Raw genomic sequence first — 15186 nt, 5'->3', positions numbered from 1 at the left:
CACGACTCTATGGACGGAGCGAATCACGTAGCCAGCAAGCGCGGTGATTACATCATGGCAAAACGCCAAACACCAAGCTTGTTGAATGTTCAGCGTACCGACGCCAACTTAAAAGTATGAGATTCTTCCATGGCAAATGTACAAAAATTTGACGTTTTGGTCATTGGGGCCGGGCCCGGCGGTGAGGGAGCAGCGATGCAACTGGCCAAAGGCGGGTTGCGTGTTGGTGTGATCGAACGGCTTGAGAAAATCGGAGGCAATTGCACTCATAAGGGGACTATCCCCAGCAAAGCTCTGCGGTTTTCGATCAAAAGCATCATGGATGCGATGAACAATCCGATCTTAAAAGACCTCGGTATTCACGCAAATCCAACGCTTGCACAATTGCGAGCCAGCAGCAGATCAATCATCAGCAAACAAGTGTCGATGCGACAAACGTTCTATGAACGAAACAATGTTCCGGTCTTCCAGGGCAACGCTCGCTTCCTCGACACAAACACGCTAGAAATCGACCACGAGCTTCAGTTGCACGCTGACAAGGTCGTGATCGCATCCGGCTCGCGTCCATTCCGACCCGCGGGCGTAGATTTCAACCACCCTCGCGTTTTCGACAGCGATACGATTTTAGATCTTTCGTACAAACCACAATCGGTGACCATCTACGGGGCTGGTGTGATCGGCTGCGAGTACGCATCGATGCTGCGAAATCTGAAAATCAAAGTTAACTTGGTTAACACACGCTCCAAACTGCTCGAGTTTTTGGACGACGAGATTATCGACGCCCTGAGCTACCATCTCCGAGAGTCCGGCGTTTTGATTCGGCATGACGAGACATTTGAACGGATAGAGGGCCGCGACGATGGCGTTGTGCTTTATCTGCAAAGTGGCAAACAAGTCAAAACAGATGTCTTGCTTTGGGCCAATGGTCGATCCGGAAACATCGAAGACCTCGACTTGGAAAAGATTGGCATCCAACCGTCGGCGCGCGGACTCCTGAAAGTCAATGAGTTCTTCCAAACCGAAGTTGACAACATCTACGCGGTCGGCGATGTGATCGGATATCCTTCGCTTGCCAGCGCGGCTTATATGCAAGGTCGTGCCGCTGCCCAGCACATTACCGGAGAAGGCGATAGCAAACTCAGGCTAATCGATATCCCTACCGGCATTTACACCAGCCCGGAAATCTCTTCGATCGGCAAAAACGAACGCGAACTAACCGAAGCCAAAATCCCGTACGAAGTAGGCCATTCGCAATTTAAAAGCTTGGCTCGCGCTCAGATAACGGGAAGTATTATTGGAGTTCTTAAGATATTATTCCATCGTGAAACGCTCGAAATTCTGGGCGTCCACTGCTTCGGAGCCAACGCGTCAGAGATCATTCATATTGGTCAAGCCGTCATGCGCCAGCCTGCTCCGCACAACACGCTCGACTATTTCATCAACACGACATTCAACTATCCAACGATGGCCGAAGCATACCGAGTGGCAGCGCTCAATGGGCGCAACCGTTTGTTTTAGCAACACCGGACTGATCGAATGCACTCAGCACTGGTGTACTGCATCAACTTTTTTGTTTGAGCTGCGCTCTTACCGCCTGGCAGATACCCGCTGCGAATGCCTCAGGCGTAACTTTTCGCAACAGTCCCTGCCAAAGGACTTTCCTGGTTAGATTGAGAGTCACAAACCAACTCGGGGATCTTCGCTCGACTGAGACTAGCGATAACTGCGTCTGAACGGTGGCAACGTCTTTGGCCAGACATGCCTGCCCCACGAACGAGAAAGGGCAGCCTGTTGAGCTGCCCTTGTTCAGTTGAATTGCGACGATCTAACGCTGAATTAAACCAGTCGCATGACTTTCGGAGACGCTAATTGACTAGACGAGATCAATCCCACTCTTCTTCGTCTTCATCTTCTTCGTCATCGTCATCCCAATCGTCGTCGTCATCTTCCCATTCTTCTTCATCTTCGAATTCGTCAGCTTCTTCGTCTTCCTCTTCCTTCTCAGCCTCGGGATCGTCGACTTCTTCTTCGTCTTCGACTTCTTCCCACTCCTCTTCCTCTAGGTCGTCGTCCTCGAACTCCTCTTCTTCATCGTCTTCAAACTCTTCGAATTCTTCGTCTTCCTCGTCGTCGTCATCGTCGACGAGCTCTTCCTCTTCGTCTTCGAAATCATCTTCATCGCGCGCGACTACGTTCAAGCCAGGCGTCAATGGAAGAATTTCGCGGAATGACTTGGACCTGCTAGCGCGCCAAGATGGGTAAATCAAAGTCGTCTTCACAACGGGCTCCTTCTACTTCGACCTTCTCTGAGAATAAAAAATGTAGGCAAACAATCAGTCAGTTTCTGTTTCGTGAATGCTATCCTCGGACGACGGATTTGCAAACTGGAGGTCCAATTCCAAAACCCAATCTTTTTTCGGCAAATGTTCCAAGGATCGTAATCCAAAAAGCTGTAAAAAGCGTTTAGTCGTCCCGTACAAGTACGGACGCCCCAAGTCTTCACTTCGTCCAGCAATTCGAATTAAGTCCCGTTCTAACAATTGCCGCAAAACTTCGTCGCAGTTCGCACCGCGCACCGACTCAATATACGCTCGAACAACCGGTTGCCGATAAGCAATGATTGTCAGCGTTTCGAGTGCCGGCTGGCCAAGTTTGACGTCGGCTGGAATCTGATCCAGCCGCCGCAGCCATCGAGCGAACTGCGGTCGGGTCATCATTACATACCCTCCAGCTGACTCATCAATCTGGAAAGCATGCGATTCTGCGCGATACAGCTCATTCAATTGGCGGGTCAGTGTACGAGCTTGTGTGGCGTCCGCCAAGCTGGCCAGAGCCGCAATTTTTCTAGCCGACAGCGGATCGCGACTCAAAAACAATATAGCCTCGACTCGGCGACGTGCTCGCAATGCTTTTTCGCCTTCCGACAACTGCTCGTCGAGCTTGGCGGATGCTGCTATTGCTACTTCATCGCTAAGTTCTGCTTCGTAAATTTGCTCCGAAAGCGGTTGGCCTTCCGCCTTGCTGATAACACTAGCGGCTTCACCGACAGCGAGCGATTCCAGCCTCCAGCTACAACGTATCCCGTAACCACTTGGCTTTGGATCTTGCTGCCGCCAATTTGCGACACTTCCAGCGGGCCGCACGCTTTGGCAGGCATTCACGACGGGATGTTTTAATAAGTACGTTTGAAGCATTCCCAATTCCCGCCGAAATCGCTCCGCCACATTCAACGCATGACACAAGAGTCCGTATATCGCCATCCTGATGACAAAGCAATAGCCGCATCACCATGAAATATCGCGAAATGCCACGAAAGCAATTTGCCGCAGCAACTATACCTGACTCCAGAGGAACCGATCGGCCCCCCAGGCACGCCTCAATATAGCTCTGCCATTTCGCGTGCATGATAGGAGCTGCGGACGAAAGGTCCAGATGCAACTTGCTTGAATCCCATCGATTTGGCAAGTTTACCCAGCTCGTCAAATTCCTCCGGCGGAATATATCGAGTCACCGGGAGATACTTCTTGCCCGGTTGCAGGTACTGCCCCAGCGTCAAGAAGTCGCAGCCGGCTTGCAGAAGATCAGCCAAACAATCAAGCAATTCCTCGCGAGTTTCACCCAGACCAAGCATTAAACCGCTCTTGGTCTTGATTCCGGCATCCCCCGCCTTGATCTGGCGCAGCAACTCAAGCGTCCATCGATAATCACTCTTAGGCCCCCGCACCCGACGATATAACCGTGGGACCGTTTCCATGTTGTGATTGAAGACATCTGGTTTCGCGTCCACAAACTGCTGCACCACATGCTTCTGCTGTACAAAATCGGGCGTCAGAACTTCAACGGTCGCTCCCGTCTTTTCCCGAACGGCAACGATGCATTCACAGAAGTGCTCAGCCCCGCCATCGGGCAGATCGTCACGCGTCACTGACGTGATCACGACATGCTTTAAACCAAGCCGCAACGCGGCTTCGGCCACTCGCGCGGGCTCATCCAGCTCCAACGCTTCCGGCTTGCCACGCGACACAGCACAGAAGCCACACGGTCGCGTGCAGACGTTCCCCAGCACCATAAACGTCGCCGTTTGCTGAGAATAGCACTCCATTCTGTTCGGACATTTCGCATTTTCGCAAACCGTCTCCAAACCGAGCTCTTCAATCAGCTGGTTGGTGCGGAAGTTCTGATTTCCGGCCGGCAAAGTCCGTCGCAACCAAGGAGGAAGCCGTTCCGAACGCTCGAAAATGGGAGCTACAGCACTGCCACAGCTGCCTGAAGATTCAAGCTCGGTATCGGTGGGAACAACAGGTAATTGCATCGGAAAATCACTAATTTCCAGAAAGGAGTCTGACCCCAGATCGGCTCTTCAACAAAAGCAACTACGCTTTACTGCTGAACTCCGAACCGAAATATTCTTTACTACCATCCACGGTTGGCTTGATCGTTGCTTTCCCTGAATTCCAGTTCGCAGGACATACTTCACCGTGGACTTCAAAGTGTTGCCATGCTCGCACAACACGAATCGCTTCGTCTACGCTTCGACCGATCGGGTCATCATTGACAGTTTGGTGTCGAACGATGCCGTCCTTGTCGATCAAAAACAACCCACGCAAAGCAACCGAATCATCCACCAAAACATCATAATCTCGGGAAATGGTCTTGCGCAAATCTGCCACGAGCGGATAGGCAATGTCGCCCAAACCGCCTTGGTTGCGTGCTAGTTGACGCCAAGCCAAGTGCGAGAAATGACTGTCGATCGAGACTCCGATCACTTGCACATTCAGCTCTTCAAAAGCTTTAATGCTATCGGAGAACGCGATGATTTCCGTCGGGCATACGAAGGTAAAATCAAGCGGATAGAAGAAGAGGACCACATACTTTCCCTTGTACTGCGAAAGTGAGATCTCTCCAAACTGGCCATTTGGCATTACGGCGGTGGCCTTGAAGTCAGGAGCTTGGCGCTTTACTAAGACGGACATGGAACGACTTTCAAAAATTGTCAGTTGAAACAGTTGTCAATTTGGAGACAGACTGTCCAATAATGCTTACACGTCCAGGCATTCTGCCGCGTCCAGATCGAAACTAACGCTAGCCGAACGCCTGAAATACGCAAGCTATTGTTGCTAATTCGTCAAGTTGGTCAAATGCATCTTGGCAAGCATCCAAGAGTTTTGAATAATAGCCGACCCGAGCATGCCAATTACGGCAACGCATTGTGTCAAAGGTTTAAAGATGGCCAAGTCGAAGAAGAAGAAAGAAACCGTGTTCCTCGTATGTCAGGAAACGGGCGATTACAACTACACAATCCTTCGTAAAAGTGGCGGTGAAAAGCTGTCGCTCAAGAAGTATTGCCCCAAACTGCGCAAGCATACGATCCACCTCGAAAAGAAGAAGTAGTCTTCGCGACGGCCATGGTTGGTAATACCACCATGGGTGTTGAGGATATCGGGCTCCCTGCCTCCACGGCCTTTGCCATAACATCGAAGGCCTCATCTCTTTTTGCTGCGCAGGCCCAAAGATTTTCTATTTGTGCCTGCTGGACTACTAGTCCCTCATAACGGCACGCTTCTTGCGTTACACCTCCTACTTAGCACTTCCTGCTGCAGCCGGGTGAGTATTCGGCGAACAAATCTTTTTGGGCAGCGATTAATGGGGGGCGCGATTCGTCGCGATCTTGTTATCAACATGAGGACAGACACAATGTCTATTAAGAAATCTTGTGGCGTAGTTGCCGCAGTCGCTCTAGTTTTTGGACCACTTACCGTGAGCGAAGCAGACGCGGGTTGGCCACGACGCGTAGCACGAGCTGCAATTCGTTCGTACGCCGCACCGGCTCCTGTTTATAGGGCCCCCGTTTATAGAGCGCCGGCTTATCGCGCTCCATCGTATTCAGCGTATCGTCCCGCTTATGGCGGATACAGCAGTTTCTACCGCCCATACGGCGCACCGTACGGCGGGCTATCTGGTATCTCGATTGGTATTGGAACCGGCGGCTTCGGCTATCCGGGCATTGGCCCAGGGTTTGGTTATGGCGGATTCGGACCCGGAATTCGCTTCTAAATCGGCCAGCATGCAAAAATCTGGAGACCGCAAAAAGCCAGTTGCGTAGTGCAGCTGGCTTTTTTAACGTCCAGCGTTTGCCGCTTCGGCTCGCAGACGAAACGAATTTCGGTGATAATGATCCGCCGTCGAACAGTTTGATTGATCGATCTAAAGGTTACTGACTTCGCATTCAACGCAAAACAATGAGCAAACTAGCACTAGCCGAAAACTTCCCCTTCGCGCCCTATCGATCGCTGTCAAACGAAGAGTTGAACACGCGGATCCGGGCAGTAAAAGAGCGTCTCGGTGACCAGTTAGTTATCCTGGGCCACCATTATCAGCAAGACGAAGTGATCGCCCACGCTGATCTGAGCGGAGACTCCTATCAACTCAGTAAGTCTGCAGCAGAGCGTCTAAGCTGCAAATATATCGTCTTCTGCGGCGTGCACTTCATGGCCGAGACTGCTGATATTCTTTCGAATCGCCCCGACAAAATAGAAGCCCGACAAGGCCGTCGGATCGATGTCGTTCTTCCGGACATGGCCGCCGGGTGCTCAATGGCCGACATGGCTGCCATTCAGCAGGTCGAAGACGCTTGGGATCAGCTTGGCGAAGTGATCGATACGTCCGATGTCACGCCTGTCACGTATATTAATTCGGCGGCATCGCTGAAGGCATTTTGTGGTCGCCATGGCGGTATCGTATGCACTAGCAGCAACGCGAAAGCTGTACTTGAGTGGTCATTTGCCAAGACGAGCCGCGTTTTCTTTTTCCCAGACCAACATCTCGGGCGTAATACATCGCTAGGCATGGGCATCACCAATGATCAGATGCCCGTTTATGATCCATTCTCAGAAATATTGGGCGGTAACACTCCAGATAAAATCCGTGACAGCAAAGTTATTTTATGGAAAGGTCACTGCAGCGTACACCAAATGTTTACGGCCGCGCATGTGAATCAGTTTCGCCAGCGTGATCCGGACATCAAGATTCTTGTTCATCCAGAATGCCCACAAGAAGTCAACGACTTGGCAGATGTCTCCGGTTCAACCAGCCGCATCATTGAAACCGTCAAGAACAGCCCCGCTGGAACCAAATGGGCAATTGGAACAGAACTCCATTTGGTCAATCGCTTGAAAGATCAGCATCCTGAACAAGAGATTCACTTTCTATCACCGGTCGTATGTATGTGCGCGACGATGTATCGTATCGACCTAGCGCACCTGTGCTGGGCGCTGGAAAACCTGGAAGCTGGAACGATTGTCAATAAAATCGAAGTCGATCCCGAAATCGCCAAATGGTCTACAGTTGCTCTTGAAAGAATGCTGGAAGTCAGCAAGCGCTAACCGGCCACAAGTCGCTCGACTAGCGAAGCACTGTTGCGGGCATACCGCCTTGCTCGGCCGTGCGTGGAGTTGCAACCGAGTAAGGGTTCGGCGTCGGCTGCATTGTCATTTGCGGTTGCAAACCCGAAGCGTTAGAAGAATTTGAGAACTGCCTTGCAGTATCGCCAACTGGTAAGGAGTTTGTGTTGCCGAACGCTAACGCTCCGTTCCCAGAACTCGCCAGGGCCGCAGGCGGTGTTACACCTGGCAACGAGCGATCTTCTTTAAAAACACTCGTCTTGAAAATAGGCCCGTTGCTGGTCATCCAACCTGGCCACTGAATCAAGGGTCGAGACGCCGTGGTGCTAGTTTGTGCTGCCACTGTCGTCGTAGGTACAGGCGACGCGTTCTTGGGAATTGCGTTAAATGGATTCAGCGACGCGAGATTGAAACGCGGCGTGCTACCAAGTGCAACTGTCGCGGGTGTGGCAACAGTCTGCGGCGGTAGGACCTGTGCTTGGGCATAATTTGTGTTCAGGCCTGGCGCCGCTTGCGCTATAGGGGCAGTGAGAACTCTAGGCTGATTTGCAACGATACTCGATTGCGGAACCAATTGGAATACCGGCGACGGCACAGCGATCGACTGAGTCGGGCTGTATCCTAGCGGTGCGACCTGACCATAACCAGACGCTGCGTAAGAGTTCACTCCGTTGATTGGCGATGTCGCATAGTTCGTCGGACTGGATGCTACTTGATTTGCAGGAACGGCTGTAGCTGCTACCGAAGTCTCGGCGGGAACATTCTGTCCCGGTCGCGGTCTATCAACATAGTGCACGCGGCTCTCTGTGACTTGAACCAACCTCGGTATTTCCCGAGACACTTCCTCTTCGACATATTCTTGGACTTGGACGACCTGGTCGACCGTTTTATTGACGGGTTGGTAGTCCACCACTGGAACGAGCTTCGTCGTCGCTTGCGGCGTGGCGAGTGGATTCCACCGGTTGATGATTTGCTGCTCTTGTCTGTAGGAATAGACCGGCTGGTATTCGACTTGAGTAACCTTGACTGTTTTGTTTACGAGTTTGGGGACCCATCTCTTTTCTTTTACGACTTCCGTTTTCCACTGCAGCCCCGGGACGTTTTCTGGTTCTTCGTAACGGTCGTAGATGATGCCGTTGCGGGGATCACGAAAGGTGTAGACGATTCGCGAACTGGCGCCGGCAGTGGCTGTTGCGGCTGGCACAGCCTGTGAGTTTGACGAAGCGTTCGCCGCCGTATTGACTCCCGTCGGGGCGAGGGTTGCCGTCGGGTTTTGCGCCGAACTCGATGGAATCGGCGCGGGAGTTAGATATGCCGAGGGCGATTGAGCCAATTGTTGATTGGCAACGCCAAGGATAGTGGCCGAACCAATCAGGCCCACGGTCAGCGTTTTTTTGGGTGTAGTGCGTGATGTCATGATGATTAGACGCCGCAAATCGTTGATCTTAACAATACTAGACTAGGATTCTTTAAGCTAAACTCACCGCGGACTTGGATGGCCGGACACCTTTTGTAATAGTCCGGGACAGACCTCGGCAATAAGGAAAAAATTACGATGCCTAGTGCGGACACCGTTGGATCGCTTTCGAATTCCTCTGAATTTGTTCCTGACTGGGTACTGGCAATTTTGAAATGCCCGATCAGTGGCTCGCCTCTCGTTCGCTTTTATCGTCGCGAATGGGAGGCAGATGCGTCGCGGGTTCGAAAAAACCAATATTTTCACCGTGATGGTCGTAGCGTTTCGGAGATTCCGTCGCAAGGTCTACTTTCGAGCGATCAGAAGTGGCTATATCCCGTTAATGGCGGGATTGTCAGCTTAGTGGCCGATGAAGCGATCGTTTTCGACTGACTACGACAACTCGAAAATCTTCAAAAAACAGGAATTGCAGCATTTCTCGGAGCTGGCCTTGTTGACACGCCACCACCAAACGTTAGCCTGATTGAAAATTATCTGTCTTGCGCATTTTACCCAGTCGTTATTTTCTGCCGATTGTGAAGTGCCGAGTGGGTAATTGCTCGGGGCAAGGGGCTTCGTCGCGGTGACGTTGTTTCCCGGTGAGTCTAGAAACATGTTGAGCGCCCCATAGTCCTTAGTGTTGGGAGTATTTTTGATGCGTCGATTGGTAAACGTCGTACTTTGTGCGGTAGCCATCAGTGGTTTTGCATTGGCCGGCCAAGCGGAAGCTGGTTGTGGCGGTGGATTGTTCGCTAAATTGCATGCGAAGAAGGAATGCAGCGGCGGTGGTTTGTTCTCAAAGTTGCACGCTAACAAGGATTGCGGCGGCGGCGGACTTTTGGCGAAGCTTAAGGCTCGTAAGAGCAGCGACTGCGGTTGTGCTCCAGAACCAGCATGCTGCGAGCCAGCACCTGTATGCGAAGTAGCTCCAAGCTGCGGTTGTGAAGTTGCTCCAGTTTGCGAAGCAGCTCCAAGCTGCGGTTGCGAAGTTGCAGCTCCAAGCTGTGGTTGTGAAGTTGCAGCTCCAAGCTGTGGTTGCGAAGCTGCTCCAGCTCCAAGCTGTGGTTGCGAAGCTGCTCCAGCTCCAAGCTGTGGTTGCGAAGTTGCTGCAGCTCCAAGCTGCGGTTGCTCAAGCAGCCCAGTTTACTCGCCAGTAAGCTACGAAAGCGCTCCAGCTTGTGCAACTTGTGGAAGCACCACAGTTGACGGTGGCGTTATCGAAAGCGGAACTGTAGTTCCACCAGCTCCATCGGCTGATCCAGCTGCAGATGCAGTTGAATCTGCTAGCGATGCTCCAAGTGCTTAATTTGTTTTAAGCGTTTAGCACAAACAAGATAAGGCCGCAGCTGATATTCAGCTGCGGTTTTTTCTTGCGCTCATATCAAACCAAAGGAAGCTTGCCGAACCGGCAAAATTGCACAGAATCTACAGATTCGCTACCTCGATCGCTCGAATGGATTCATTATGCCTCTCTCTGCTGAACGCCCTGTTGCTTACAACATTGACCTTTCATCAGCACGCGAACACCTCATTGAGGTTCAGGCAAGCTATTTTGTCGCTGGTACACGCGAGCTCGAGCTTTATCTGCCGGCCTGGACTCCAGGTTCTTACCTAGTCCGCGAGTATGCTCGTCAGATTGAATCAATCCGAGTCATTGGCGATGACGTCCAGCCGGAACCGGCGACGTTGAAAAAGATGTCTAAGGATGCCTGGTTGATTCGGTGGTCGACAGAACGCGAATCGATCCAAATCGCCTATCGCGTTTATGCTCGAGAAAAAAGTGTGCGAACAAACTGGGTTGAGCCCGACTTTTGTTTCTTGACCGGTGCAGCCACTTTCATAACGTCGGAAGCGTTTCGCACTCACCCGCACTCCTTGCTCATCGCCGGCCTGAACGAGCACTCGGACTTGGTCAGCTCTCTTGCGGTCGACACAGAACACAAGCCCGATCGAGCAACACATTCGCACGCCCTCGTTGCAAAGGACTTTGACGAATTAGTCGACAGTCCGCTCTTGATCGGAAAGCTGGCGATCGAGAAATTCGAGGTCGCAGGAGTTCAGCATCGTTTGGTCAGCACCAGCGATGCTTCGTATTGGGACCACGCCGGAGCAGCTCTGGACGTAGCGACCGTTGTTCGCGAAGTAATCAAATTTTGGCGACACGCTCCGTACAGCCAGTACGATTTTCAGAATCTGATTTTGGGCGGCTATGGCGGATTGGAGCATGACAACTGCACCGTGCTGATGACGGAACGATGGACCATGTACGATCGCAAGTCCTACGTTGACTGGTTGGGGTTAGTCTGTCATGAATTCTTTCACACATGGAACGTGCGACGACTTCGACCGCGGGCACTGAAAAAGTACGATTATCGCAAAGAACAACATTTCTCCGAACTGTGGATCGCTGAAGGCATCACGAGTTATTTCGACGATTTGTTGGTCTACCGCGCCGGCTTATGCAATCAGGCCGAATACCTGGAGCGATTGAGTCGTCAGTTACGCACAGTGATGACAGCTCCTGGTCGGCTCGTCCAGTCTTTAGCCGAATCAAGTTTCGACACTTGGATCAAGCTATATCGGCCAGATGAAAACGCAGCGAACGCGCGAATCAGCTATTACAACAAAGGTGCGTTGGTCGCTTGGTTGCTCGACGTTCGCATCCGCAAGCTGACCGGCAACGCTCGATCGCTAGATGATGTAATGCGGACATTATGGGAGCGGTACCTTGCAAGCGGCTACACCTGTGCAAACTTCGAAGCGATCGTGGCCGAAACTGCGCCTGATGATTGGCAGCCCTGGTTTGACAAACACATACGGTCCGCCGAAGAACTTGATTTCGCCGAAGCCTTTGAATATCTCGGCCTACAGGTCATTTCATCGGTGGCAAGTGAAGCCGCACTACAAGCCCTTGCGTTTGTTAGGCAAGTACCGTCAGGGAACACACCTGAGGAATTGCCAAATAAGACGCGCGTTGGTGCTGGCGTTTTAGGTTGCGAAACTCGGACGCAAGACGGTCGCGCCGTAATCAGCAAGATTACGCGGGGCGGGGCGGCCAGCTTGGCTGGCCTACAAGTGGATGACGAACTAGTTGCGATCAACGGAATTCGTGTATCCTCCTCAGGTGTCAACAGCATGTTAAGTCGATTCATGGCGGGTGCCGAAATCGAGGTGAGCTATTTCCGCCGTGAGACTTTGTCGACCGCAAAAGTTTGTCTTGCCGAAAGCGCTAGCGAATGGAAGCTAGAATTAAATTCCGCTGCCACCGCTAGTGCAGTGGAGAATCGCATTAGCTGGCTAGGTTAAGACTTAACCAGCTATCGGGCGGGAGAACCAGTAACCCCCCAGATTGAATACCGCTGCCGTTGCAATTGGGAATCACCGAGGCTATTTAAATTCAACTGAAGTGAGCGGTCGGACCTACTCGGATGCCTTCTTTTTTACCGCTTTGGTCGTTTTCTTGGCCGCTTTTTTCTTGGCGGCTTTCTTCGTCCCTGTCGCTTTCGTGGCTGCTTTCTTTGCTCCTCGCTTGGCCTTCTTTGGAGCAACTTTCGCTCGCTCGGCAAGAATCTCTACCACTTGCTCGAACGTAAGTTCCTCAATGACAGCATCTTTTGGAAGCGTTGCATTGGTGTCGCCGTCTGTCAAATATTTGCCATACTTTCCGTCCCGAATTTCAATTGGCTTTTCGGTAACCGGCGACGCTTCGAAAGTTCTAATCGGCGGCGTCGCTTGTCGACCACCCCGTCCAGCCTTTGGCTGGTTCAGCATCTCAACCGCTTCTTCAAGCGTAATCTCGTGAACATCCATTTGTTTCGGGATAGAACGATAGTCCTTGTCCTTGCCTTTGATGTACGGACCAAACGGGCCGATCGAAGCCACAATCTTATAGCCATGTTCGGGATGAACACCCAACTGGCGCGGAAGCGACAGATATTTTAGTGCAAGTTCGACCGTGATTTGTTCGGGGCTAGTACCCTTGGGCAACGAGACGTTACGTTTGCCTTCGTCCTCTTTCTGGCCCAATTGAATGTAGGGCCCGAAGCGTCCGACCTTCACGAATATGTCGAGCCCTGATTCGGGATCGGTTCCGAGCGGTGCATCGCCGGCAGCCTGTTGCTCCAAGAGTGCCAACGCAGATTCAATATTGATTTCATCGGGCGCAAGTTCAGCAGGTATACTCGCCTTGCGCTCGCCTTGTTCCAAAAACGGACCGTATTTTCCAACACGGACGACGATTTCATCCTGGAATTCGCCCGAGTCGGGGCGACCGATTGGATGGCTGCAAGCAGCGCGCGGATCGATCTCCGCGATCTTGCTCTCCAACAATGGCCGCAAACCTGGCGAAGCAGTACTGTCTGCGTTACCAAAATAGAAATCGTGCAAGTAAACGAGATTTTCACGTTCCATCCGGCTGATCTCATCCAGATGGTCTTCCATTTCCGCCGTAAATTTGTAGTTGACCAAGTTAGAAAAATTTTCTTCTAACAATCGAATCACAGCAAAAGCAGTCCAGCTGGGCACAAGTGCTGTACCCTTTTTGAAGACATAATCGCGATACTGGATAGTATCGATGATCGACGCATAGGTACTTGGTCGCCCGATACCACGTTCTTCCAAGGCAGCGGTGAGGGACGCTTCGGTGAATCGAGCCGGCGGCTGTGTCGTATGCGACAGAGCGTCCATCTTCGCGACCGAAAGGCTTTCCGACTCGCGCAAATCGGGCAGCAGCCGTTCTCGTTGGGCTAGTTCGGCCTCTGGATCATCGCTGCCTTCCACGTAAGCACGCAGGAAGCCTTCAAATTCGATCGAAGTCCCCGACGCCTGAAAGAGTGCATTCTCTCCTTCGATGACGACTGTGATACGCTTTTTGCGAGCGTCAGCCATCTGCGAAGCGATGGTGCGTTTCCAGATCAGCTCAAATAGCCGAAATTGGTCGTGATCAAGTTCGCTGCGGATAGCTTCAGGCTTCTGAAACGGATGACCGGCCGGACGAATGGCCTCGTGGGCCTCCTGAGCGTTTTTTACTTTTGTGGCGTAGCTACGTTCGGCTGGGTGCAGGAATTCTTCGCCGTACTGCGAGCGGACGAGGTCTCGCGCCGCGTCGACGGCTACCTTGGCGAGCGTCGTCGAGTCAGTACGCATGTAGGTAATGTAGCCATTTTCGTAGAGGCTCTGCGCCGTTCGCATCGTCTGCCGTGCGGTAAAATGCAGCTTGCGCCCCGCCTCTTGCTGAAGCGTACTGGTGGTAAAAGGAGGCTTAGGGCGTTCAACGAACGGCTTAACTTCGACCGACCGAACTTTATATTTACCGCTGCGAAGGACGTCCCGGAGCTCGTCGGCCGCTTTTTGATCCAACAGCAAGAAGTCGTTGTCTTTCAGCTTGCCAGTTGCAGCATCGAAATCCTTGCCACTAGGCAGCTTACGATTCTTGTACTCTGTGATACTCGCCGAAAACTTTTCATTCTTCGCTGTGGCGAATTCGGCCGAAATGTCAAAATACGTCGCGGAATGGAAGGCCATTCGTTCGCGTTCACGCTCGACAATCAAGCGGACGGCAACGCTTTGGACGCGACCAGCGGAAAGCTTGGGAGCCACCTTTCGCCACAACAGATTCGAAACATCGTAGCCGTACAAGCGGTCAAGAATTCGCCGCGTCTCCTGAGCCTTGACCAGCCCTTCGTCGATTTGCCGCGTCGTTTTTAAAGCGTTTTGGATCGCTTCCCGCGTGATTTCGTGAAATACCAAGCGATGGACGGGGACTCGAGGCTTGAGAACTTCATGCAGATGCCACGAAATCGCCTCTCCTTCGCGGTCTTCGTCCGTCGCGAGAAAGAGTTCGTCGGCGTCTTTGAGAGCTGCCTTTAGTTTGGTGACCTGGGCTTTTTTCTCGGGCGGAATGATGTAGACGGGCTCGAACTTATCGTCGACATTCACGCCTAAGTAAGCCCACGGCTCGGACTTGAACTTCTCAGGAACTTCTTTTTTTCCTCCCGGCAGATCGCGAATATGACCGATCGACGCTTCGACTTGGTAGCCCTTTCCCAGGTACTTTGCGATAGTTTTGGCCTTGGCCGGCGATTCGACAATCACCAGTGCCTTTTTCTTTTGGTCACTCATTTAATCCGCGTCAGCTTCGGGCGATAAAATTGCAGGGCGATAAAATTGCGCTGTAGACATCTGCGACTCGTAAATCTTCGGTGGCTCCGCCTTTTATTGCGGCAAGCCTCTCGTGGCGTCCAATATGGGGCCGAAAGCCTGCGTCGTCTACCTAACAGACAATAAATGGTAGGGGGGCTAGCGTAACCGCAACGCTCCCAACAGGCAACC

At 52.1% G+C, this 15186-nt stretch carries 13 protein-coding genes; 7 read left to right on the top strand and 6 right to left on the bottom strand.

The window, feature by feature from the left end; all coding sequences use genetic code 11:
- Positions 1–129: 129 nt before the first annotated feature.
- The gene (gene sthA / locus SH451x_RS04825) at positions 130–1518 is read left to right on the top strand and encodes a Si-specific NAD(P)(+) transhydrogenase (RefSeq protein ID WP_479361312.1); all 1389 of its coding nucleotides are present in this window, start codon (positions 130–132) and stop codon (positions 1516–1518) included.
- Between the two features lie 365 nt (positions 1519–1883).
- On the opposite strand, the gene SH451x_RS04820 is transcribed toward sthA, so the two are convergent.
- From SH451x_RS04820 to SH451x_RS04805, 4 genes are all read right to left on the bottom strand, one after another.
- On the bottom strand, positions 1884–2279 hold the full coding sequence (locus SH451x_RS04820) for a hypothetical protein (RefSeq protein ID WP_479361311.1): 396 nt from the start codon (positions 2277–2279) through the stop codon (positions 1884–1886).
- Positions 2280–2333: 54 nt separating this feature from the next.
- Positions 2334–3194, bottom strand: coding sequence for an SMC-Scp complex subunit ScpB (gene scpB / locus SH451x_RS04815; protein WP_479361310.1), 861 nt, complete (start codon positions 3192–3194; stop codon positions 2334–2336).
- A gap of 182 nt (positions 3195–3376) precedes the next feature.
- Positions 3377–4312 (bottom strand): lipoyl synthase, encoded by a 936-nt coding sequence (lipA, locus tag SH451x_RS04810; protein ID WP_479361309.1) that lies wholly within the window; start codon positions 4310–4312, stop codon positions 3377–3379.
- A gap of 61 nt (positions 4313–4373) precedes the next feature.
- Entirely contained in the window at positions 4374–4973 is a 600-nt protein-coding gene (locus SH451x_RS04805; RefSeq protein WP_479361308.1) for a peroxiredoxin, read from the bottom strand.
- 253 nt (positions 4974–5226) lie between these two features.
- Between SH451x_RS04805 and rpmG the strand changes: the two genes are divergently transcribed.
- The 3 genes from rpmG (at position 5227) to nadA (ending at position 7382) form a co-directional block, all read left to right on the top strand.
- A complete protein-coding gene (gene rpmG, locus SH451x_RS04800) occupies positions 5227–5391 on the top strand; it encodes a 50S ribosomal protein L33 (RefSeq protein WP_479361307.1) in 165 nt (54 codons plus the stop codon).
- Positions 5392–5694: 303 nt separating this feature from the next.
- Positions 5695–6054, top strand: a complete 360-nt coding sequence (locus SH451x_RS04795; protein WP_479361306.1) for a hypothetical protein — start codon at positions 5695–5697, stop codon at positions 6052–6054.
- Between the two features lie 185 nt (positions 6055–6239).
- Positions 6240–7382 (top strand): quinolinate synthase NadA, encoded by a 1143-nt coding sequence (gene nadA / locus SH451x_RS04790; protein WP_479361305.1) that lies wholly within the window; start codon positions 6240–6242, stop codon positions 7380–7382.
- A gap of 19 nt (positions 7383–7401) precedes the next feature.
- Here nadA and SH451x_RS04785 read toward each other — a convergent pair whose 3' ends face one another.
- Positions 7402–8817, bottom strand: coding sequence for an IMCp domain-containing protein (locus SH451x_RS04785; RefSeq protein WP_479361304.1), 1416 nt, complete (start codon positions 8815–8817; stop codon positions 7402–7404).
- 138 nt (positions 8818–8955) lie between these two features.
- On the opposite strand from SH451x_RS04785, the gene SH451x_RS04780 reads away from it, so the two are divergent.
- From SH451x_RS04780 to SH451x_RS04770, 3 genes are all read left to right on the top strand, one after another.
- Positions 8956–9249, top strand: a complete 294-nt coding sequence (locus tag SH451x_RS04780) for a hypothetical protein (protein ID WP_479361303.1) — start codon at positions 8956–8958, stop codon at positions 9247–9249.
- Between the two features lie 262 nt (positions 9250–9511).
- A complete protein-coding gene (locus SH451x_RS04775; protein WP_479361302.1) occupies positions 9512–10162 on the top strand; it encodes a hypothetical protein in 651 nt (216 codons plus the stop codon).
- A 158-nt stretch (positions 10163–10320) separates the two neighbouring features.
- Complete coding sequence (locus SH451x_RS04770) at positions 10321–12162, top strand: M61 family metallopeptidase (protein ID WP_479361301.1); 1842 nt, start codon at positions 10321–10323, stop codon at positions 12160–12162.
- Positions 12163–12276: 114 nt separating this feature from the next.
- Here the strand turns inward: SH451x_RS04770 and topA are convergent, their stop codons facing one another.
- Positions 12277–14976, bottom strand: coding sequence for a type I DNA topoisomerase (gene topA / locus SH451x_RS04765; protein WP_479361300.1), 2700 nt, complete (start codon positions 14974–14976; stop codon positions 12277–12279).
- Positions 14977–15186 lie beyond the last annotated feature (210 nt).

The organism is Njordella aestuarii (assembly GCF_056494165.1).
Note: the sequence above shows the minus strand (reverse complement) of the source record. Positions and strands in the feature narration are given on the sequence as shown.

Coding starts and splice junctions, on each gene's coding strand:
- nadA (WP_479361305.1), top strand. CDS start 6,240: ATGAGCAAACTAGCACTAGCCGAAAACTTCCCCTTCGCGCCCTATCGA.
- topA (WP_479361300.1), bottom strand. CDS start 14,976: ATGAGTGACCAAAAGAAAAAGGCACTGGTGATTGTCGAATCGCCGGCC.
- SH451x_RS04775 (WP_479361302.1), top strand. CDS start 9,512: ATGCGTCGATTGGTAAACGTCGTACTTTGTGCGGTAGCCATCAGTGGT.
- lipA (WP_479361309.1), bottom strand. CDS start 4,312: ATGCAATTACCTGTTGTTCCCACCGATACCGAGCTTGAATCTTCAGGC.
- sthA (WP_479361312.1), top strand. CDS start 130: ATGGCAAATGTACAAAAATTTGACGTTTTGGTCATTGGGGCCGGGCCC.
- SH451x_RS04785 (WP_479361304.1), bottom strand. CDS start 8,817: ATGACATCACGCACTACACCCAAAAAAACGCTGACCGTGGGCCTGATT.
- rpmG (WP_479361307.1), top strand. CDS start 5,227: ATGGCCAAGTCGAAGAAGAAGAAAGAAACCGTGTTCCTCGTATGTCAG.
- SH451x_RS04780 (WP_479361303.1), top strand. CDS start 8,956: ATGCCTAGTGCGGACACCGTTGGATCGCTTTCGAATTCCTCTGAATTT.
- SH451x_RS04770 (WP_479361301.1), top strand. CDS start 10,321: ATGCCTCTCTCTGCTGAACGCCCTGTTGCTTACAACATTGACCTTTCA.
- scpB (WP_479361310.1), bottom strand. CDS start 3,194: ATGCTTCAAACGTACTTATTAAAACATCCCGTCGTGAATGCCTGCCAA.
- SH451x_RS04795 (WP_479361306.1), top strand. CDS start 5,695: ATGTCTATTAAGAAATCTTGTGGCGTAGTTGCCGCAGTCGCTCTAGTT.
- SH451x_RS04805 (WP_479361308.1), bottom strand. CDS start 4,973: ATGTCCGTCTTAGTAAAGCGCCAAGCTCCTGACTTCAAGGCCACCGCC.